This window comes from Mycobacterium sp. pW045 (genome assembly GCF_041287085.1).
GTDB classification, from domain to species: Bacteria; Actinomycetota; Actinomycetes; order Mycobacteriales; family Mycobacteriaceae; genus Mycobacterium; species Mycobacterium algericum_A.
The window spans coordinates 93,610-114,324 of sequence record NZ_JBGGKU010000013.1 but is presented as its reverse complement, the minus strand read 5'-3'; the positions used below and the strand labels follow the sequence as shown (position 1 = coordinate 114,324).

At 68.9% G+C, this 20,715-nt stretch carries 17 protein-coding genes; 2 read left to right on the top strand and 15 right to left on the bottom strand.

Annotation, left to right across the window (positions count from 1 at the left end; genetic code table 11):
* Window position 1 precedes the first annotated feature (1 nt).
* Window positions 2-1,219 (bottom strand): uroporphyrinogen-III C-methyltransferase, encoded by a 1,218-nt coding sequence (gene cobA / locus ACAG20_RS19360; protein WP_370493737.1) that lies wholly within the window; start codon window positions 1,217-1,219, stop codon window positions 2-4.
* 9 nt (window positions 1,220-1,228) lie between these two features.
* Window positions 1,229-2,683 carry a malate dehydrogenase (quinone) gene (gene mqo, locus ACAG20_RS19355; protein ID WP_370493736.1) on the bottom strand — a complete coding sequence of 485 codons (1,455 nt, stop codon included), beginning with the start codon at window positions 2,681-2,683 and terminating at the stop codon, window positions 1,229-1,231.
* A 39-nt stretch (window positions 2,684-2,722) separates the two neighbouring features.
* Between mqo and mtr the strand changes: the two genes are divergently transcribed.
* Window positions 2,723-4,111 (top strand): mycothione reductase, encoded by a 1,389-nt coding sequence (gene mtr / locus ACAG20_RS19350; protein WP_370493735.1) that lies wholly within the window; start codon window positions 2,723-2,725, stop codon window positions 4,109-4,111.
* A gap of 26 nt (window positions 4,112-4,137) precedes the next feature.
* Complete coding sequence (locus tag ACAG20_RS19345; protein WP_370493734.1) at window positions 4,138-5,934, top strand: acyl-CoA dehydrogenase; 1,797 nt, start codon at window positions 4,138-4,140, stop codon at window positions 5,932-5,934.
* A 19-nt stretch (window positions 5,935-5,953) separates the two neighbouring features.
* Here ACAG20_RS19345 and ACAG20_RS19340 read toward each other — a convergent pair whose 3' ends face one another.
* The 13 genes from ACAG20_RS19340 to dxr all read right to left on the bottom strand — a co-directional run bounded on the left by ACAG20_RS19340 (window position 5,954) and on the right by dxr (window position 20,702).
* Complete coding sequence (locus tag ACAG20_RS19340; RefSeq protein WP_370493733.1) at window positions 5,954-6,730, bottom strand: 3-oxoacyl-ACP reductase; 777 nt, start codon at window positions 6,728-6,730, stop codon at window positions 5,954-5,956.
* Entirely contained in the window at window positions 6,731-8,095 is a 1,365-nt protein-coding gene (locus ACAG20_RS19335; protein WP_370493732.1) for an aldehyde dehydrogenase, read from the bottom strand. It lies immediately after the preceding gene.
* Complete coding sequence (locus ACAG20_RS19330) at window positions 8,092-8,847, bottom strand: gamma-glutamyl-gamma-aminobutyrate hydrolase family protein (RefSeq protein WP_370493731.1); 756 nt, start codon at window positions 8,845-8,847, stop codon at window positions 8,092-8,094. The genes ACAG20_RS19335 and ACAG20_RS19330 overlap by 4 nt, the downstream gene beginning before the upstream one ends.
* On the bottom strand, window positions 8,834-10,198 hold the full coding sequence (locus tag ACAG20_RS19325) for a glutamine synthetase family protein (protein ID WP_112684574.1): 1,365 nt from the start codon (window positions 10,196-10,198) through the stop codon (window positions 8,834-8,836). The genes ACAG20_RS19330 and ACAG20_RS19325 overlap by 14 nt, the downstream gene beginning before the upstream one ends.
* A 63-nt stretch (window positions 10,199-10,261) precedes the next feature.
* Window positions 10,262-12,001 carry an AMP-binding protein gene (locus ACAG20_RS19320; RefSeq protein WP_370493730.1) on the bottom strand — a complete coding sequence of 580 codons (1,740 nt, stop codon included), beginning with the start codon at window positions 11,999-12,001 and terminating at the stop codon, window positions 10,262-10,264.
* A 93-nt stretch (window positions 12,002-12,094) separates the two neighbouring features.
* Window positions 12,095-12,658 carry an alpha/beta fold hydrolase gene (locus ACAG20_RS19315; RefSeq protein ID WP_112684572.1) on the bottom strand — a complete coding sequence of 188 codons (564 nt, stop codon included), beginning with the start codon at window positions 12,656-12,658 and terminating at the stop codon, window positions 12,095-12,097.
* Between the two features lie 80 nt (window positions 12,659-12,738).
* Window positions 12,739-13,596, bottom strand: coding sequence for a type I methionyl aminopeptidase (gene map / locus ACAG20_RS19310; protein ID WP_370493729.1), 858 nt, complete (start codon window positions 13,594-13,596; stop codon window positions 12,739-12,741).
* Window positions 13,597-13,618: 22 nt separating this feature from the next.
* The gene (locus tag ACAG20_RS19305) at window positions 13,619-14,191 is read right to left on the bottom strand and encodes a DUF1707 domain-containing protein (protein WP_112684570.1); all 573 of its coding nucleotides are present in this window, start codon (window positions 14,189-14,191) and stop codon (window positions 13,619-13,621) included.
* A 47-nt stretch (window positions 14,192-14,238) separates the two neighbouring features.
* Complete coding sequence (locus ACAG20_RS19300) at window positions 14,239-16,059, bottom strand: penicillin-binding transpeptidase domain-containing protein (protein ID WP_370493728.1); 1,821 nt, start codon at window positions 16,057-16,059, stop codon at window positions 14,239-14,241.
* A 154-nt stretch (window positions 16,060-16,213) separates the two neighbouring features.
* A complete protein-coding gene (locus ACAG20_RS19295) occupies window positions 16,214-17,065 on the bottom strand; it encodes a GNAT family N-acetyltransferase (protein WP_112684568.1) in 852 nt (283 codons plus the stop codon).
* A 55-nt stretch (window positions 17,066-17,120) separates the two neighbouring features.
* Window positions 17,121-18,293 carry a flavodoxin-dependent (E)-4-hydroxy-3-methylbut-2-enyl-diphosphate synthase gene (ispG, locus tag ACAG20_RS19290; RefSeq protein ID WP_112684567.1) on the bottom strand — a complete coding sequence of 391 codons (1,173 nt, stop codon included), beginning with the start codon at window positions 18,291-18,293 and terminating at the stop codon, window positions 17,121-17,123.
* A 13-nt stretch (window positions 18,294-18,306) separates the two neighbouring features.
* Window positions 18,307-19,524, bottom strand: a complete 1,218-nt coding sequence (locus ACAG20_RS19285; RefSeq protein WP_370493727.1) for an RIP metalloprotease — start codon at window positions 19,522-19,524, stop codon at window positions 18,307-18,309.
* Window positions 19,521-20,702, bottom strand: a complete 1,182-nt coding sequence (gene dxr, locus ACAG20_RS19280) for a 1-deoxy-D-xylulose-5-phosphate reductoisomerase (protein ID WP_370493726.1) — start codon at window positions 20,700-20,702, stop codon at window positions 19,521-19,523. Before dxr ends, ACAG20_RS19285 begins: the two co-directional genes overlap by 4 nt.
* Window positions 20,703-20,715 lie beyond the last annotated feature (13 nt).

Here is a 20,715-nt window from a genome sequence, read left to right as displayed (position 1 = left end):
TTTAAACCCCGAAGCCCGCGACCGCCCCGATAACGACGATCGCAGGAGGTCGGATGCCCTCCGCGCGGATCTTCTCGGGCGCGTCGGCCAGCGTGGCTCGGAGCGTGTGCTGGGCGGGGGTGGTCCCGTGCTGAACCACCAGCACCGGTGTATCCGCAGGTCGGCCGCCTTTTTGCAGTACCGCGCTGAACTGCTCGATACGTTCGACGGCCATCAGCAACACAATGGTGCCGCGCATCGCGGCCAGTGCATCCCAATTCACTAACGATTCCGGGTCATCGGGGGCGATATGGCCGCTGACCACCACGAATTCGTGGTTCACCGCCCGGTGCGTGACCGGGACGCCAGCCTGCGCCGGCACCGCTATGGCACTGGTCACACCCGGCACCACCGTCACCGGAATCCCGGCGTCGGTGCAGGCCAGGACTTCTTCGTAGCCGCGCGCAAACACGAACGGGTCGCCGCCCTTGAGTCGCACCACGAACTTGCCGGCCGCGGCGCGTTCGATCATCAGCCCGTTGATGGCGTCTTGGGCCATCGCCCGGCCGTAGGGGATCTTGGCAGCGTCGATGACTTCGACGTGCGGCGGCAGTTCGGCGAGCAGTTCGGGCGGCGCGAGCCGGTCGGCCACCACGACGTCGGCGTGCGACAGCATGCGCCGGCCGCGCACCGTGATCAGTTCCGGATCGCCGGGGCCACCGCCGACCAGGGCCACGCCGCCGCGGACCACGTCGGAGGTCGCCTCGATGTCCAGGGCGATCAGACCGGACTGCAACGCCTCCCGGATCGCCGAACGGATCGCCGCCGACCGACTGTGCTCGCCGCCGGCCAGCACCCCCACCGACAGGCCGGCGTAACTGAAGCTGGCCGGGGTGACCGCCGATCCTTCGACGGCGAGATCAGCGCGCACACAGAAGATCCGGCGACGGTCGGCCTCGGCGACCACGGCGGCGTTGACATGCGGGTCATCGGTGGCCGCAATCGCGTACCAGGCGTCGGTGAGATCTCCGTCCCGGTACGCGCGCGACACCAGCGTGATGCCGGGCTTGCGCTCCCCCAGTGCCTCGACCGACGGGGTCGCGCCGGGTGCGATCACCACCACCTGGGCGCCGCTGTCCACCAACAACGGCAGCCGCCGCTGTGCGACGCCTCCGGCGCCCACCACCACGACCTTGCGTCCGGCCAGCCGCAGCCCGACCAGATATGGGTTCTCGGTCACGCGATAACTCTAAGGCTGGCCGTCGGAGGCCGGATGCAACGCAAGCTGTCGGGTCCCCCACTCCCACACCTGCTCGAACAGGGCGGGCTCTTCGGCGAGCCGCACGCCCAGCGACGGGACCATCTCCTTCAACGTCGGCAGCCAGCCCGCGAACCGGCTCGGGAAGCAGCGCGCCAGCACGTCCAGCATGGCCGGCACCGCGGTCGACGCTCCCGGCGAGGCGCCCAGCAGGCCCGCGATGCTGCCGTCGGCGGCATGCACGATCGTGGTGTCGAACTCCAGACGGCCACGGCGGATCACCTGCACCCGCTGGCCGGCCCGGATCGGTGACCAGTCCCCATCGAGGGCGTCCGGGACGAAGTCGCGCAGCGCAGCCGGCCGCGCGGCGGGGCCTCGCCGCAGTTGACCGAGGAGGTAGCCGACCAGTTTCCGCTCCCGGATCCCCGCGCCCAGCAGTGACGCGGCGTTGTCCACGCGAAGCGATCGGGGCAGATCCGTGGCCCGGCCGTGCTTGAGGAATCTCGGCGACCAGTCCGCGAACGGCCCGAACAGCAGCCACCGGGCACCGTCGACCACCCTGACGTCCAGGTGCGGGGCCGTCGTCGCGGGCGCGCCGGGCGCCGGGGTGCCGTACACCTTGGCGCGGTGGGCGGCGACCAGCTCCGCGACCCCGCTGCGCAGGAACGCCCCGCCGATCGGGAATCCGCCGAAGCCACGGATCTCGCAGATGCCCGAGCGCTGCAGCAGTCCCAGCGTGGCTCCGCCCGCCCCGACGAAGACGAATTTGGCTCGCAGCCCGCGTCTTTCGCCGCTGTGGCGGTCAATGAGGCCCAGCATCCAGCCACCGTCGGGTTCTCGGCGGATCGCGCGCACCTCGTGGCCGAACAGCGTCTCGGTGCCGTGGCGCACGCCGTAGCCGATCAGTTGCCGGGCCAGCGCACCGAAGTCGACGTCGGTGCCGTGGGGCGACCAGTCCAGCGCCACCGGCTCGCCGGGATTCCGGCCGGCCGCCATCAGCGGCAGCCGCGCCGCGAACTCATCGAAGTCGGTGATGAACTCGGCTCCGGCGAACAGCGGGTTTCCGGCCAGCGCGCGGTGGCGGCGACGCAGCTGATCGACGCCGTCGGCGCCGTGGACGAAACTGACGTGCGGGACCGGGTGCACGAAGTCACGCGGCTGGCCGAGCAGCCCATGTTGCACCGCGTAGGCCCAGAACTGGCGGGTCACCTGGAATTGCTCGTTGACGCGGATCGCCTTCTCCGGCGCGTAGAACAGCTCGCACAGGCCGGCATGGCCGGTGCCGGCGTTGTTCCACGCGTCGGTGCTCTCGGCAGCGGCGGTGTCCAGCCGCTCGATCACGGTGATCGAGGCGCCCGGCTCCAGCCGGCGCAGTATCGCCCCCAGCGTGGCACTCATGATGCCCGCACCGATCAGCGCGATGTCGGTCTGATCCGATGTGGACACGCCACTGAGCGTATCGCCCACACGGTTTAGGCTGACGCCATGGAAAGCTACGATCTGGCGATCATCGGAACCGGTTCGGGCAACAGCATTCTCGACGAGCGTTACGCCGACAAGCGGGTGGCGATCTGCGAGCAGGGCACCTTCGGCGGCACCTGCCTGAACGTGGGGTGCATCCCGACGAAGATGTTCGTCTACGCCGCCGAGGTCGCCGCGACGGTGACCCAGGCGGCGCGCTACGGAGTGGACGCCCGCATCGAGAAGGTCCGCTGGCCCGACATCGTCTCGCGCGTCTTCGGCCGCATCGACCCGATCGCCGCCGGCGGCGAGCAGTATCGCCGCAGCCTGCCGAACGTCGACGTCTACGACCAGCACACCAGGTTCGCCCCGGTCGGTTCCGATGGCGGATACGTGCTGGCCACCGCCGGCGGCGAGCAGTTCAGCGCCGCGCAGGTGGTGATCGCCGCCGGCGCGCGGTCGTGGATTCCGCCGGTGATCGCCGACAGCGGGGTGCACTACTACACCAGTGATGACGTGATGCGGATGGCCGAGTTGCCCGAGCACCTGGTGATCATCGGCGGTGGTTTCATCGCCGCCGAATTCGCGCACGTCTTCTCCGCCTTGGGTGTCCGGGTCACGGTGGTGATCCGCGGCTCGACGTTGCTGCGGCACTGCGATGAGACCGTCGCCGAGCGGTTCACCCGGATGGCCGCGGGCAAGTGGGAGGTGCGCTCGCAGCGCAACGTGGTCGCCGCCCGGCAGCAAACACCCGCCCACACCGGCGTCATTCTGGAACTCGATGACGGGTCGATCCTGCGGGCCGATGCGTTGCTGGTGGCCACCGGCCGGGTTCCCAACGGCGATCTGTTGGAGGCCGGGCAGGCCGGCATCGACATTGCCGGCGGCCGGGTGGTGGTTGACAAGTACCAACGAACCACGGCGCGCGGTGTTTTCGCGCTCGGCGATGTCTCCTCCCCGTATGAGCTCAAACACGTCGCCAACCACGAGGCCCGGGTGGTACAGCACAACCTGCTGTGCGACTGGGACGACGTCGACGCGATGCGGATCACTGATCATCGTTACGTGCCGTTCGCGGTGTTCACCGACCCGCAGATCGCCGCCGTCGGATTGACCGAGAGCCAAGCGCGGGCAAAGGGACTCGACATCTCGGTGAAGATCCAGGACTACGGCGACGTCGCCTACGGCTGGGCCATGGAGGACACCACCGGGTTCGTCAAACTGATCGCCGAACGCGGCACCGGGCGGCTACTCGGTGCGCACATCATGGGCCATCAGGCGTCGTCGATCGTCCAGCCGTTGATCCAGGCCATGAGCTTCGGGCTGACCGCGGCAGATATGGCCCGCGGCCAATACTGGATCCACCCGGCACTGCCGGAGGTCGTCGAGAACGCGCTGCTCGGCCTGGAATGAGGCCGGCGTGCCGATAGGAGAGAGCGATGAAGTCCACCCTGCTGTCCCGCCCCGACCTGGATTTTCTGCTCTTCGACTGGCTGCGGATCGAGGAACTGACCCGCCGTGGCCGGTTCGCCGAGCACTCCCGAGAGACCTTCTCCGACACGCTGGATCTGTGCCAACAGTTGGCAACACGCTATTTCGCCCCGCACAACAAGAAGAGCGACGCCCACGAACCCACCTTCGACGGGACGAAAGTCACCATCATCGGGGAGGTCAAGGAGGCACTGGCCGCCTGCGCCGACGCTGAGCTGATCGGCATGGCCATGGATTATGACCTCGGTGGTGCGCAACTGCCGGCGACGGTGGCCCAGGCCGGGTTCGCCTGGTTGTTCGCCGCCAACGTCAGCACCGCGGGCTACCCGATGCTGACCATGGCGAACGCAAACCTGCTCGCCAAGTTCGGCAGCGAAGAACAGCTCGCCGCCTTCGTCAAACCCATGCTCGCCGGCCGCTTTTTCGGGACCATGTGCTTGTCGGAGACCCAGGCCGGGTCGTCGCTGGCCGATATCACCACCCGCGCGGAACCGCGCGCCGACGGCACATTTCGGCTGTTCGGGTCGAAGATGTGGATCTCCGGTGGGGAGCACGAACTGACCGAAAACATCGTCCACCTGGTGTTGGCCAAGATTCCCGGCGGTCCGGCGGGCACCAAGGGGATCTCGCTGTTCATCGTGCCGAAGTATCTGGTGAATCCCGACGGCACGCTGGGTGAGCGCAACGATGTGGTGCTGGCCGGGCTCAACCACAAGATGGGCTATCGCGGAATCACCAACACCGTGCTCAACTTCGGCGAGGGCGGCCACCGGCCCGGCGGCGAATCGGGCGCGGTCGGCTACCTCGTCGGTGAGCAGCACCGCGGCCTGACCTACATGTTCCACATGATGAACGAAGCCCGCCTGGGTGTGGGCATGGGTGCGATCGCGCTCGGCTACACCGGCTACCTCAAGTCGCTCGACTACGCCCGGGACCGGCCGCAGGGCCGCCCGGTGACGGCGAAAGACCCGGCGGCGCCGCAGATTCCGATCGTCGAGCATGCCGACGTCAAACGGATGCTGCTGGCGCAGAAGTCCTATGTCGAGGGCGCGTTGGCGTTGGCGCTGTACTGCGCGCGGCTGGTCGACATCTCCCACACCGCAGAATCCGATCAGGAACTCGAGCAGGCCACCGCGCTGCTGGACATCCTCACCCCGATCGCCAAGAGCTGGCCGTCGCAGTGGTGTCTGGCCGCCAACGACCTGGCCATCCAGGTGCACGGCGGCTACGGCTACACCCGCGAGTACGACGTCGAACAGCACTACCGGGACAACCGGCTCAACCCGATCCACGAGGGCACCCACGGTATCCAGAGCCTGGACCTGTTGGGACGCAAGGTGGTTCAACGCGATGGAGCCAGTCTGGCCGCCCTGCACCGGGCCATGACCGACACCATCAGCGCCGCCCGCCGGGCCGGCGCCGAATCGGCTGACCTCGCGGATCGACTCGATGCGGCTATCCAGCGGCTGGTCGATGTCACCGCCGGCATGTTCGCCGCCGGCGACATCGACGCCGCGATGGCCAACAGTGCGATCTATCTGGAGGTGTTCGGCCATGTGGTGATCGCCTGGATGTGGCTGGAACAACTGCTGGCCGTCGCCGATCGCAGCGGGGACTTCTACGACGGCAAGCGCCAGGCCGCCCGGTACTTCTTCCGCTATGAACTACCGCGAACCGGACCGCAGCTCGACCTGCTGGAAAGCCTGGACCGCACCACGATTCAGATGCGTCCGGAGTGGTTCTGACGGGCGCGCCGCGGGGCTCCTACAGCGGAGTGACGTAGGCCGAGCTGATGCCGCCGTCGACCAGGAAGGTCGAACCGGTGATGAACGAGGCGTCGTCGCTGGCCAGGAACGCCACCGCGGCGGCGATCTCCTCCGGCTCGGCGAACCGGCCCACCGGAACGTGCACCAGCCGGCGCGCCGCGCGCTCCGGGTCGGCAGCGAACAACTCCTGCAGCAGTGGAGTGTTCACCGGTCCGGGGCACAGTGCGTTGACCCGGATGCCCTGGCGGGCGTACTGCACGCCGAGCTCCCGCGACATGGCCAGCACGCCGCCCTTGGAAGCCGTGTAGGAAATCTGCGAGGTCGCCGAACCCATCACCGCCACGAACGATGCGGTATTGATGATCGAGCCGCGCCTGGCCGGCGCCATGTGCCGCAGCGCAGCCCGGCAGCACAGGTAGACCGATTTCAGGTTCACGTCCTGAACACGTTGCCAGGCCGGCAATTCAGTGGTTTCGATCAGGTCGTCGTCCGGCGGCGAGATGCCGGCGTTGTTGAAGGCGATGTCGACCGCGCCGAAGGTCTGCGCCGCAGTGTCGAACAGCGCGTCGACCTGCTCCTGATCGGAGACGTCGACCGGGATGAACAGACCGTCCAGTTCTTCGGCGACCGCGGCACCCGCCGAGGGGTCGAGGTCACCGACCACGATGCGGGCACCCTCGGAGCGCATGCGCCGGGCGGCCGCCAGGCCGATTCCGCCGCCGGCACCGGTCACCACGGCGACGCGCCCAGCCAGGCGTTGGGTCAGGTCGGTCACTCACATCTCCTTCACTGCGATGAACACATTCTTGGTGTCGGTGAAGGCCAGCGGGGCATCCGGCCCCAGCTCCCGGCCCAATCCCGATTGTTTGAAACCCCCGAACGGGGTGTTGAACCGCACCGACGAGTGCGAATTCACCGACAGATTGCCGGCTTCCACCGCGCGCGACATCCGCAGCGCCCTCGACAGGTCGTCGGTCCAGATCGAACCCGACAGCCCGTAGACGGTGTCGTTGGCCAGCGCCACCGCGTCGGCCTCATCCTCGAACGGCAGTACCGTCACCACTGGGCCGAAGATCTCCTCGGTGACGCAGCGGTCATCACGTGCGGGGGTCAGCACCGTCGGCGGGAACCAGAATCCCGGGCCGTCGGGCGCCCGGCCGCGGAAGGCGACCGGCGCGTCGTCGGGAACGTAGGAGGCCACCTTCTCCCAGTGCGGTCGTGAGACCAGCGGGCCCATCTCGGTGTCACGCGAGGCGGGGTCGCCCACCACGACCCCGGCGACCGCGGGCTCGAGCAGCTCCATGAAACGGTCATAAACACTTGCCTGCACCAGGATCCGGCTGCGGGCGCAGCAGTCCTGCCCGGCGTTGTCGAACACCCCGTAGGGCGCGGTGGCCGCCGCCTGCTCCAGGTCGCAGTCGGCGAACACGATGTTGGCGCTCTTGCCGCCCAACTCCAGCGTGACCCGTTTGACGGCGGGCGCCGCAGCCGCCAGCACCCGGGTGCCGGTGATGGTCGAACCGGTGAACACGATCTTGGCCACACCCGGGTGGGTGACCAGCCGCTCCCCCACCTCGGCGCCGGGTCCGGGTAACACCTGCAGCAGATCAGGGTCCAAGCCGGCGTGAACGGCCAACTCCGCCAACCTCATCGTGGTCAGCGGGGTCCACTCGGCGGGCTTGATCAGCACCGCGTTGCCGGCCGCCAGCGCCGGGGCGAACCCCCACGCGGCGATCGGCATGGGGAAGTTCCAGGGGGTGATGATGCCGACCACGCCGAGCGGCTCGTGGAAGGTGACGTCCAGTCCGCCGGCCACCGGTATCTGCTGACCGGACAACCGTTCCGGGCTGGCCGCGTAGAACTGCAGCACGTCGCGGACATGCCCGGCCTCCCATTCGGCAGCCGACACCGGATGACCGGCGTTGCTCACCTCGAGGGCGGCCAGCTCGTCGACGTGGGCGTCGACTGCCGCGGCGAAGGCGCGCAGCGCTGCCGCGCGGTCGGCCGGCGCCAGTCGCGCCCACCGCCGCTGCGCTGCCTGCGCCCGGCGCACCGCCTCGTCGACGGCCGCGGCATCGACATGCTCGACGGTCGTGAACACCGCCCCGGTGGCCGGGTTGATGAGGTCGTGTGTCGTCATCGCCCCACCCGCGCCGCCGCATAGTTGCGCGCGGCGTCCACGATCGCGGTGAACAGCCGCAGATCGTCCAGCGACGCTTCCGGATGCCACTGGACCGCGAGCACGAAGTCCGCCCCGGGAAGCTCGATCGCCTCGATGACACCGTCGTCATCGCGGGCGCTGACCACCAGGTTGTCCCCCAGCTCGGCGATCGCCTGGTGGTGGTAGCACTGCACCTGGCAGGACTCGCCCAGCAAATCGGCCAGTCGGGTGCCCGTCACGGTGCGCGCCGGCATCGGGGTGAACACCCCGTTGCCGGCCCGGTGCCCGTTGTTGCCGAGCACGTCGGGCAGATGCTGGTGCAGCGTGCCGCCGAGCGCGACATTGAGCACCTGGGCGCCGCGGCAGATACCCAGCACCGGCAGCCCGCGCCGCAGCGCCTCGTCCAGCAGCGCAAACTCCCAGGCGTCCCGCATGGAGTCGGGCCGATCGGTCTCGGCGTGGGGCGGCTGGCCGTAACCGGCGGGGTCGAGATCCCTGCCGCCGGTGATCACCAGGCCGGAAAGACCGTCGAGCACCCGTGCGGCGATCTCGGGCGTCACCGGCTGCGGCGGCAGCAGCACCGCGATACCGCCGGCGGCGGTGATGCCCTCGAGGTAGTCGGCGGGCAGCAGCCCCGCCCGCACATCCCACACCCCGAACTGCGCCCGGTCGAGGTAGCTGGTCAGGCCGACCACCGGGCCGGCTGGTTCAGGCGGTTCAGAACCTCTCAAAGCCCCGAACCCTTTCCCAGTCGGTCACCGCGGTGCGGAAGGCGTCCAACTCCACCCGGGCGCCGTGCAGGTAATGCTCGACCACGTCGTCACCAAAGGCCTTGCGCGCCACTGCCGATTTGGCGAACCCCTCGGCGGCCTCGGCCAGCGTCGACGGCAGGTGCGGTAACCCGGCGTGGTAGGCGTCACCGTCGACCGGGTCGGGCAATTCCAGGTCGTTGTCGATCCCGTGCAGGCCGCCCGCGATCAGCGCCGCCACCGCCAGGTAGGGGTTCACGTCGCCGCCGGGGACCCGGCACTCCATCCGCAGCGAGTCGCCGCGGCCGATCACCCGCAATGCGCAGGTGCGGTTGTCCAGACCCCAGCCGATCACCGTGGGAGCGAAGCTGCCGCCGACGAATCGTTTGTAGGAGTTGATGTTCGGCGCGTAGCACAACGTCAGCTCGGACAAGGTGGCCAGCACACCGGCCAGGAAGCTGCCGAACAACCCCGACATGCCGTGCGGTGACGTCGGATCGGCGAACACCGCCTCGCCGTCGGCGCTGCGCAGCGACAGGTGCACATGGCAGCTGTTGCCTTCGCGTTCGTCGAATTTGGCCATGAACGTCAGGCTCTTGCCGTGCTGGTCGGCGATCTCCTTGGCGCCGCTCTTGTAGACGCTGTGGTTGTCGCAGGCGACCAGCGCCTCCTCGTATCGGAAAGTGATCTCCTGCTGGCCGGTGTGGCACTCTCCCTTGACGCCCTCGCAGCGCATTCCGGCGCCGGCCATGCCCAACCGGATGTCACGCAGCAGCGGTTCCAGCCGGGCACCGGCGACCAGGCCGTAGTCCGCGTTGTAGTCGGTCGCCGCTGTCAGGCCGCGATAGCCGGCGGCCCATGCCTGCCGGTAGCTGTCGTCGAAGACCAGGAACTCCAGTTCCGTTGCGGCGTAGGCGACCAGCTCGCGTTCGGCCAACCGGGCGAGCTGAGCGGCCAGGATCTGGCGGGGCGACACCGCGACCTGGCTGCCATCGGGCCAGTAGGCATCGGCGAGCACGTGGGCGGTGCCGGGCAGCCACGGGATGCGCCGCAGCGTCGCGAAGTCCGGTCGCAGCACCAGATCGCCGTAGCCGGTGCCCCAGTCGGCGATCGGGTAGCCGGGAACGGTGTTCATCTCGACGTCGACCGCCAGCAGGTAGCTGCAGCACTCCACGCCGTGGCCGGCGACCTCGTCGAGAAAGTGCTGCGCCGCGACCCGCTTGCCGACCAGCCGGCCCTGCATGTCGGTGAACGCCACCACAACGGTGTCGATGTCGCCGGACCCGACCAGTTGCTGCAGCTCGATCTGGGACAGCATCGCTGGCCGGGTCATAGTGCTCCTTCGCCGACGACGATCCCCCTGACAGTTGAGTGCTGTCAGGCTACCCGCCCACCGTCAGCCGATGGCCTCCAGCCGACGGAATTGCTGGGACCGGTAGCAGTCGGCACAGGTCGATCGGCGGATCTTGCCGCTGGTGGTGATCGGTAACGAGCCGGGTGCCACCAGCACCAGATCGGCCACCCGCACCCCGTGCAATCGCGACACTTCCGCCGCCACTTGCCGTTTCAAGGTCTGCATCCGCTGAGATTCCTCGCCGGGATTTCCCCGGCTTTTGATTTCGGCGATGACGACCAGCTGCTCGCGGCCGTCCCGGCTGACCGGGACGGCAGCCACCCGGCCGCCGGTGAGCTCCTGCACCGTCGCCTCGATGTCGTCGGGATAGTGGTTGCGGCCGTCGACGATCAACATGTCCTTGATGCGGCCGACGACCAGCAGTTCGTCCTCGTGAATGACGCCGAGGTCGCCGGTGCGCAACCAGGGTCCCGTCGGGGTGCCCGGGGTCGGAACGTCGAGCCGCCCCCCGAAGGTACGTTCGGTCGCCTCCGGGTTGTGCCAGTAGCCGCTGGCGACGTTGGGCCCGTGGATCCAGATCTCGCCCACCTTGCCCGCGGGGTTCTCGGTACGGGTGTCGGGGTCGACGATCCGCACCGTGCAGGCGCGTGGGGCACCGATGCTGACCAGGTCGGCGCCGGCGGGGCTGACTTGGGCGGTGCCGGCCACCAGTTTCTCGTAGTCGAGCCGGACCGTCACCGGCCGATTCGTGCGCGGCGCCGATGCCACGTAGACCATCGCCTCGGCCAGCCCGTAGGAGGGTGCCAGGGCGTTGGGCGGCAGGTTGAAGCGGGCGAATCGCTCGGTGAAGCGACGGATCGTCGCCGCGTGGATACGCTCGCTGCCGGACAGGATGGTGTGCACCCCGCCGAGGTCGAGTCCGGCCATGTCGTCGTCGGTCGTGCGTCGCGCGGCCAACTCGAACGCGAAGTTCGGCCCGGCGGTGAACGAACAGGGGTTGCCGGCGAGCTGCTGCATCCACCGGGCCGGCTTCTGCAGGAAGGCGATCGGGCTCATGATCACCGAGGGACGGCCCAACGTGACGGCGCCCATGACGCCGAGCAACAAGCCCATGTCGTGGTAGAACGGCAGCCACGAGACCAGGGTGGTGTCGAGCGGCGGGGCCCCGCCGTCGTCGCCGAAGTAGTCGGCCATCACCTGCTCGATGTTGGCGAACACGTTGCGGTGCGAGACCACCACGCCGCGCGGTGAGCCGGTCGAACCGGAGGTGTACTGCAGCAGCGCAGTCTTGGTGGTCAGCGCGCCGGCACCGTTCCAGCCGGCCGGCGAGTCGAGGTCGAGCAGATCCACCTCGATGATCGCCGGCGGGTTGCCCCCGACGGCGCTCACGCAGGTGTTGATGTCACCGGCCACGGCCGATGTGGTCAGCACCGCGGCCGGGGCGCAGTCCTTCAGCGCCGCGGTGACGCGTTCGTCGCGGCTGCCGAACGCCGGCACCGGTAGCGGGACCACGATGCAGCCGGCCTCCATCGCGCCGAAGAAGGCGGCGATGTATTCCAGGCCCTGCGGTGCCAGCAACGCGACGCGGTCGCCCGGCGAGGCCACCGCGGCCACCTCGACGGCGACCGACTCGGTGCGCTGCAGGATCTGCGGCCACGTCAGGGTCTCTGCGTAGCCCGCTTGATCGACGTCGTAGTCGATGTAGGTGAACGCCGACCGGTCCGGCCATTGCTGAGCCCGTTCGCGCAGCAGTGCCGGTATCGAATGCCCCCACGACAACACTTCTTACCCCCCGATTTGTGCTATTCGATTTTTCTGAACGCGGCGGCCCGCTATGCCGCACGGCGATGCCGAACTTACTCTTGTCGCCAGCCCCTACCAGGTACTGGCCCGCAACACGATCTCCATCGCGAGTTGCGCGGTGAACTCTTGGGCGCTGCGGCGCCCGGGAAGCATCACCAGCCGGTGTTCGCCGTAGACGAACCGCTGGCTGGCTTCGGCCACCGAAGCGGCGGCGCGGGAACTGACCAGCACGGTGGTGTTGATCTCGACCGGCGGGCAGCGTTCGTCGCGGATCGACCCGCCCAGATCAGGTGCCCGCGGATGTCCCCGGTCGAGTACCACCAAGCCGGTGAACCGGTCCGGGCGGGTGGCCGCGAGCTCCCAGGCGTTGTCACCGCCACTGCGGTCGCCCACCAGCACCCCGCATTGGACTCCCAGCGAATCCAGGATGCCCACCACGGCCTTGGGTGTCAGTCGCGAGTCGGCGCCGATCACGATGGTGCGCAACGACGCGGTATGCAGCCGTTGACAGACCGCCTCGTAGGCGGTCAGCGGGTGTTGGGCGGCCGCGAGCATGACCACGACCGGCCCGTTGTGCGGGCCGGCGACATCGATCGGGATCGGAAACCCGTCGATGGTCATCATCGTGCCCGGCATTTTCGCAACGCTACCGCCAGCGGGGCCACATGGGGCGATTTTGACAGGCCTTCAGCAGCTCAACAGAAACGGCGGTGACGTCACGGAAGTGTCAGGATCTCGGCCCCGTCATCGGTGACCACCAAGGTGTGCTCGAACTGCGCGGTCCACTGCCCGTCGCTGGTGACCACCGTCCAGTCGTCATCCCAGATCTCGTAGTCCAACGTCCCGAGATTGATCATCGGTTCGATGGTGAACGTCATGCCCGGTTCGATGACCGTGTCCACCTCGGGCTGGTCGTAATGCAGCACCACCAGTCCGTTGTGGAAGGTGGTTCCGATCCCATGACCGGTGAAGTCGCGGACCACGTTGTAACCGAACCGATTCGCGTACGCCTCGATGACCCGGCCGATCACCGACAACGCCCGGCCCGGTTTGACCGCCTTGATCGCGCGCATCGTGGCCTCCCGGGTGCGCTCGACCAGCAGGCGGTGCTCCTCGGAGACCTCCCCGGCCAGAAAGGTGGCGTTGGTGTCGCCGTGCACACCGTCGATGTAGGCGGTGACGTCGATGTTGACGATGTCCCCGTCGGCGATCACCGTCGAGTCCGGGATGCCGTGGCAGATGACCTCGTTGAGCGAGGTGCAACACGACTTGGGAAAGCCCTTGTAGCCCAGCGTGGAGGGGTAGGCGCCGTGGTCGATCATGAAGTCGTGGGCGATGCGGTCCAGCGCGTCGGTGGTCACTCCGGGGGCGACGGCGCTGCCGGCCGCGGCCAGCGCGCCCGCGGCGATGCGACCCGCGACCCGCATCTTCTCGATCACCTCGGGTGTCTGCACCCACGGCTCGCTGCCCTCGGCGACGGTGGATCTGCCGACGTATTCCGGCCGCGGGATCGACTTGGGCACCGGCAGCGTCGGGGACACCACACCGGGGGAAAGCGGGGTACGGACGGCCATCACGCCAGCTTAACGGAGCTGTTCAGCGCCGCCAGCGCAGCTTGCGCTGGGGGCCCTTGATGTCCACGGAGCCGCACACCACGCGTCCGGCCAGCACCACATGCGGCGTGCCCTCGGCGGGGGCGTCCCTGCGATGGTCCTTGGCGCTGCCGAAGTAGACCTCGACGTCGTCGATGGAGGCGCTCGCGCCGTCGGGCAGCCGGATCGCGACCGAACCGAACCGCATGTCGAGTTCGATGACGACCACCGGCCCGGCGAACCGCGCCCTGGTGAGATCGAGGTCCACCGAGCCCAGGCGGCGCACCAGGGCCAGCCGGGTCGGCACGATCCACTCCCCGTGCCGCTTGAGCGAGCCGGCCCAGCCACGCAGTTCGACCCGGTCGGCCGCCGAGCTGACTATCGCCCGCGGTCCCGGCAGGTCTCCGATCAGCGTGTCGAGTTCTGAGCGCATCCGCGCCTGCGACACCTGGGCGGCACGCTCCTCGAATTCGCCGATGTCGATCAGCCCGAGCGAGACGGCGTTGTGCAGGCGACGCAGCGTGCCGTTGCGGTCCGCATCGGAAATACGCAGGGCCACGTCATCGAGACCGGTCATGGCTTCTCAATTTACCGCCGCCGGCCGGCGCGTGCCCCAGAGTGCGGTCAGAGCAGGAAGTTGTCCGGCAGCGAGTCGAACATCACCTTGGTCATCCGCACCGCGTACTCCGAGCTCCCACCGCCGACGATCAGCGCCGCGAAAGCCATGTCGCCGCGGTAGCCGGCGAACCAGGAATGCGACCCGCCGGCGAACTCGGCCTCGCCGGTCTTACCGAATACCGGTCCGCATCCGGCCAGTGCCCGGGCGGTGCCGTCGGTGACCACCAGCCGCATCATCTGACGCAGGCCGTCGAGCATCTCGTCGCTCACCGGCGGGCCCACCGGGCCGTTGACGGTGGTCGGCCGGCCCTCGATCAGCCGGGGCACCGGCGTCTTGCCGGCGGCCACCGTCGCGGCGGCCAGCGCGACGCCGAACGGGCTGGCCAGCACCTTGCCTTGGCCGAATCCGTCCTCGGTCAGTTCGGCCAGATCCACCGTCGGCGGCACCGAACCGGTGACGGTGGTGATGCCGTCCACCAGGTAGTCGACCCCGATCCCGTACCGGCTGGCCGCCTGGGAGAGCGCCCGCGGCGGCATCCGGCTGGCCAGCTCGGCGAACGTGGTGTTGCACGAGTTGGCGAAGGCCCGCGACATAGACACCATGCCCAGGTCGAACCCGCCGTAGTTGGGGATGGTGCGCTGGCCGATGTCAAGGCTGCCGGGACAGCCCACCATCGAATTCGGCGAGACCATGTCCCGTTCGATCGCCGCGCCGGCGGTGACCATCTTGAACGTCGAGCCGGGCGGGTACAGACCGGTGGTCGCGACCAGGCCGTCGGCGTCGGCGGCGGCGTTCTGCGCGACCGCCAGCAGCTCGCCGGTCGACGGTTTGATCACCACCATCATCGCCTGGTTGCCGCGGGTGTTGACCGCGTTCTGGGCGGCACGCTGAACCGATCGGTCCAGGCTGATCGTCAGCGACGGTGCCGGTAACGGGTCGACTTCGTGCAGCACCGCCACGTCGACACCGTTCTGGTTGACGCTCACGACGCGCCAGCCCGCCTCGCCGTCGAGTCGGTTCGCAACGGCTTTCTTCACCTCACCGACGAGCACCGGCGCGAACCGGTCGTCGGTGGGCAGCAGCTCCGGACGCGGGGTGATCACCACCCCGGGCAGCGCGCCGATCGCCGCCTCGACGCGATCGTGGTCGTTCTTGCGCAGCGTGATCAGGCCCAGCGGAGTGACCGACGAACTGGCCTGCTCGGCGAGCCGTTGCGGGTCGCCCAGGGTGTCGTCGAACGGCCGCAGCGCCTCGATCACCGCACCCGCGGTGCGCATCAGGTTCCGCCCGGCCCGGCCGGCGTCGAGTTCGTAGTGGTAGACGTAGCCGGGCACCAACACGTCGGTACCGCCGGCCTCGTTGACCGAGGCGCGGCGCGGCGGATCGGCCCGCAGCGCGAAGGTCTGGTGTTCCCCGAGCTTGGGATGCAGGCCGGTCGCCGTCCAGCGGACCGCCCAGTGCCCTTCGTTGCGCACCATCTTGAGCTGGCCGTCATAGGACCAGGCGCGGTTCTTCGGCAGCTGCCAGGTGTAGCGGTAGGACACCGTGCCGGTGTCGTCGTTGTAGCGCGTACCGATGACCTGGGCGTCGAGGTGCTCGGCCTGCAATCCTGCCCAGGCCGCGTTGAGGGCGCTGCGGGCGGTGGCCGGGTCGTCGCTGAGCTCGGCGGCGGTCGCGGTGTCACCGGTGGCCAGCGCGGCGAAGAACCGCTCGGCGGTGGGCCCCGGGCCGTCCGGGCGGGGCGTGCACGCCGACAGGCCGGCCACGGTGAGCAGCACCGCGAACAGGCCTGTGACTCGTGTGGCTAGTGAGTTTGCAGTTGTCATTGAGGCAGATGTTACGAAATGGAAACGGTTGAGGCGCGGAGGCGCACCGAGGCTGTAGCTAGCGTGTCCGCTACTCGAACTTGTCCGCGCCAACTACAGCTTCGGCGAGAAGGTCGCGAGCTTCGGCGAGAAGTTCGCGGCAGCGCGCATCCGCTCAGTCCAGCAACACGGTCGCAAAGGTGCCGGCCTGGGTGAATCCGACCCGCTCGTAGGTGGCCCGAGCCACCTCGTTGAAATCGTTGACGTACAAGCTGGCGACGCGGCCGGTGCCGACGATCACCGCGGCCAGCATCGCGGTGCCCCCGGAGCCCAGCCCTTGGCCCCGTCGTTCGGGGTGCACCCAGACGCCCTGGATCTGCCCCACTGCCGGTGACTGCGAGCCCACCTCGGCCTTGAACACCACCTCGCCACGTTCGAACCGAGCCCACGCCCGGCCGGCCGCGATCAGGTTGGCCACCCGGCGGCGGTAGGCGCGGCCACCGTCACCGAGCCGCGGATCCACCCCGACCTCGCCGATGAACATGTCGACGGCCGCCACCAGGTAGGCGTCGAGTTCGTCCGGGCGCACCTGACGAACCTCCGGGTCCATCGGGCACTCGGGCATGGTGCGCAATGCCATCAGTGGCTGGCTCTCGCGCACGTCGCGGGCCGGACCCCAGACATCTACCAGGCGCTGCCACATCGGCAACACCAACTCGGCACGGCCGACCAGCGATGAACAGCGCCGGATGGCGCTCACCGCCTTGTCGGCGAAGGCGGTCAGGTCGGCCGGCGTCCCGCGCAGCGGTATCAGGTTCGCCCCGGCGTAGCACAGCGATTCGTCCACGCCGCCGCGCGTCCACAGTTCCCCGCCGATGGACCGGGGATCGACACCGTGGTCGGCGACGCGGGCCGCAACCATGCAGGAGCCGACCGGATCCGCGTCGAGCACTCGCCACACCGCGGCGACGTCGCGCGCGACGGACACCCGTCGCTGATCGAGGCGGAAATCCGGCGGAGCCGACATAGTGACTCTTTCTTGCGAACTGACGTGCCGCGCGCGGTCGGCGGATCGGCTCAGTTCAGCTTACGGTGACGGTGGGCGCGCCGCCGGGAGTTCCGTCCCCGGCGTCGGCTCCCATAGCGCCCATCTCCGAAGCCAGGCGCAACGCCTCCTCGATCAGGGTCTCGACGATCTGCGCCTCGGGGACGGTCTTGATCACCTGGCCCTTGACGAAGATCTGGCCCTTGCCGTTGCCGGAGGCCACGCCCAGATCCGCCTCGCGCGCCTCACCGGGTCCGTTGACCACGCATCCCATCACCGCGACCCGCAGCGGGATGTCGAGCCCCTCCAGCCCGGCGGTGACCTCGTTGGCCAGCTTGTAGACGTCGACCTGCGCGCGACCGCAGGACGGGCACGAGACGATCTCCAGGCCCCGCGGACGCAGGTTGAGCGATTCCAGGATCTGGTTGCCGACCTTGACCTCTTCGACCGGCGGCGCGGACAGCGACACCCGGATGGTGTCGCCGATGCCGCGGGACAGCAGCGCGCCGAACGCCACGGCCGACTTGATGGTGCCCTGGAACGCCGGTCCGGCCTCGGTGACGCCCAGGTGCAGCGGGTAGTCGCACTGCTCGGCCAGTTGCTCGTAGGCGGCCACCATCACGACCGGGTCATTGTGCTTGACGCTGATTTTGAGGTCGCCGAAGCCGTGCTCCTCGAACAGCGACGCCTCCCACAGCGCCGACTCGACCAGCGCCTCGGGGGTGGCCTTGCCGTACTTGGTCAAAAACCGCTTGTCCAGCGAGCCGGCGTTGACACCGATCCGGATCGGCACACCGGCCGCGCCGGCGGCCTTGGCGACGTCGGCCACCCGACCGTCGAACTCCTTGATGTTGCCAGGGTTCACCCGCACCGCGGCACAGCCGGCGTCGATCGCGGCGAAGATGTACTTCGGTTGGAAGTGGATGTCGGCGATCACCGGGATCTTGCTCTTCTTCGCGATGGTCGCCAGCGCGTCGGCGTCCTCCTGGCGCGGGCAGGCCACCCGCACGATGTTGCAGCCGGCCGTGGTCAGCGCGGCGATCTGCTGCAGCGTCGCGTCGACGTCGTGGGTCTTGGTGGTGCACATCGACTGCACCGAAATCGGGTGGTCGCTGCCCACCCCGACGCCGCCGACCATCAACTGGCGGGTCTTACGGCGTGGCGCCAGTGTCGGCGCCGGCAGCGCCGGCATACCTAGGCCGACGGACATGCGGGGTCTCCTGTCAAAACAGCCTGATCGGGTTGACCAAGTCGGCGGTCACGGTGAGCAGCATGTAACCGACCACCACCATCAACACTACGTACGTGGCCGGCATCAGCTTGAGATAGTTCACCGGCGCGGCCGCGACCTTCCCGCGTGCCGAGCGAACCATGTTGCGGAGCTTTTCGTACAACGCGATCGCGATGTGCCCGCCGTCGAACGGCAGCAGCGGCACCAGGTTGAGCACGCCCAGGATGAAGTTCAGCTGCGCCAGGAAGAACCAGAACGCCACCCACAGCCCGTGGTCGACGGTGTCGCCGCCGATGATCGAGGCACCCACCACGCTGATCGGGGTCTCCGGGTCACGCTCCCCGTTCGGGTTGCCGATGGCGTGCATCAGCGCGCCGACTTTCGACGGGATGTTGGCCAGCGACTTGCCCAGCAGCACCGCCAGGTCACCGCTGAAGGTGAACGTGGCCGGCACCGCGGTGATCGGGTTGTACTGGGTGGGCCCGAACTGGGCGGCCCCCACCCCGATGGCGCCCACGGTGCTGGGAACCGCCTCGCTGTCACGCCCGTCGGCGATCCAACGCTGCGTGGGCGTCACATCGACGTACTTGGTCAACTCGTGGCCGTCACGTTCGACGACGATGCCGACGGTGCCGTGCTGTTTGCGCACGGCGGCGGCCATCTCCTCGAAGGTCGCCACGGGCGTGTCACCGACTTTGACCACCACGTCGCCGGGCTGGATGCCGGCGCGTGCGGCCGGGCCGGGACCCGAGCAGCTCCCCAGTTCCCCCTTGACGACTTCCGGTGCCACGCAAGCTGTTTCGCCGATGACCGCGGTTGTGGGCGCGTGCAGGTTCGGCAGGCCCCAGATGGTGGCGATGGCATACACCAGCACCAGGCCGATGACGAAGTTCATGCCGGGGCCGGCGAACAGCACCGCCACCCGCTTCCAGGTCTGCTGCTTGTACATGGCGCGGTCGACCTCATCGGGCGCCAGTTCCTCCACCGCCGTCATGCCGGCGATGTCGCAGAAACCGCCGGCCGGGATCGCCTTGAGGCCGTATTCGGTGTCGCCACGGCGCGTCGACCACAACGTGGTGCCGAAGCCGACGAAGTAGCGGCGCACCTTCATCCCGGTGGCCCGGGCCACCCACATGTGGCCGCATTCGTGCAGGGCCACCGATACCAGGATGGCCAGCGCGAACAGCGCTATGCCGACCGCGAACATCATCGGGTGCTTCCGACCTTTCTCATAGCTACCGCCTCGACGGCGCGAGCCGCCCGTTGGCGGGCCCAGCGTTGCGCATCGAGTACCTCATCCACGGTAGCGGGTTGCGCGGCCCACTGGTCGGCGGCGCCCAGCACCTCGGCGATGGTGCCGACGATCGCGGGGAAACCGATCCGGCCCGCCAGGAACGCTTCGGCTGCCTCTTCGTTGGCGGCGTTGTAGACCGCGGTCATGCAGCCACCGGTCTGACCGGCGTGCCGCGCCAGCTGCACCGCCGGGAAAACCGCGTCGTCCAGCGGCTCGAACTCCCAGCTGGAGGCGCTGGTGAAGTCGCATGCCGCGGCCGCGCCGGGCACCCGGGCGGGCCAGCCCAGCGCCAACGCGATCGGCAGGCGCATGTCCGGCGGGCTGGCCTGGGCGATCGTCGAGCCGTCGGTGAAGGTGACCATGGAGTGCACGATCGACTGCGGGTGCACCACCACGTCGATGTGCTCGTAGGCGATGCCGAACAGCAGGTGGGTCTCGATCAGCTCGAGCCCCTTGTTCACCAGCGATGCCGAGTTCAGCGTGTTCATCGGGCCCATCGACCAGGTCGGATGCGCGCCCGCCTGCTCGGGTGTGACGTGCGCCAGCTCGGCGGCGCTGTAGCCGCGGAACGGCCCGCCCGAGGCGGTGAGCACGATCCTGGCGACCTCGTCGGCGGTGCCGGAGCGCAGACACTGAGCGATCGCCGAATGCTCGGAATCCACCGGCACGATCTGGCCGGGCGCGGCGGCTTGCAGCACCAGCGGCCCGCCGGCGATCAGTGATTCCTTGTTGGCCAGTGCCAGCCGGGCCCCGGTTTGCAGCGCGGCCAGCGTGGGTCGCAGCCCCAATGCGCCGACCAGGGCGTTGAGCACCACATCGGCCTCGGTTTCCTCGACCAGCCGGGTGACGCCGTCGGGCCCGCGGTAGGGGGCGTCCAGCGCCTCACCGACCTGCGCGTCGGCCACGGCGATATTGCTGACGCCGGTCTGGGCGCGCTGAGCGGCCAGCAGCTTCGGGTTGCCGCCGCCGGCCGCCAGCCCGACCACCTCGAAGCGGTCCGGGTTGGCGGCGATAACCTGCAGCGCCTGGGTCCCGATCGAGCCGGTCGAGCCCAGCAGCAGAACTCTGGTCCGGCTCGCCGCAGACACACTCACCTGCTCATTGTGC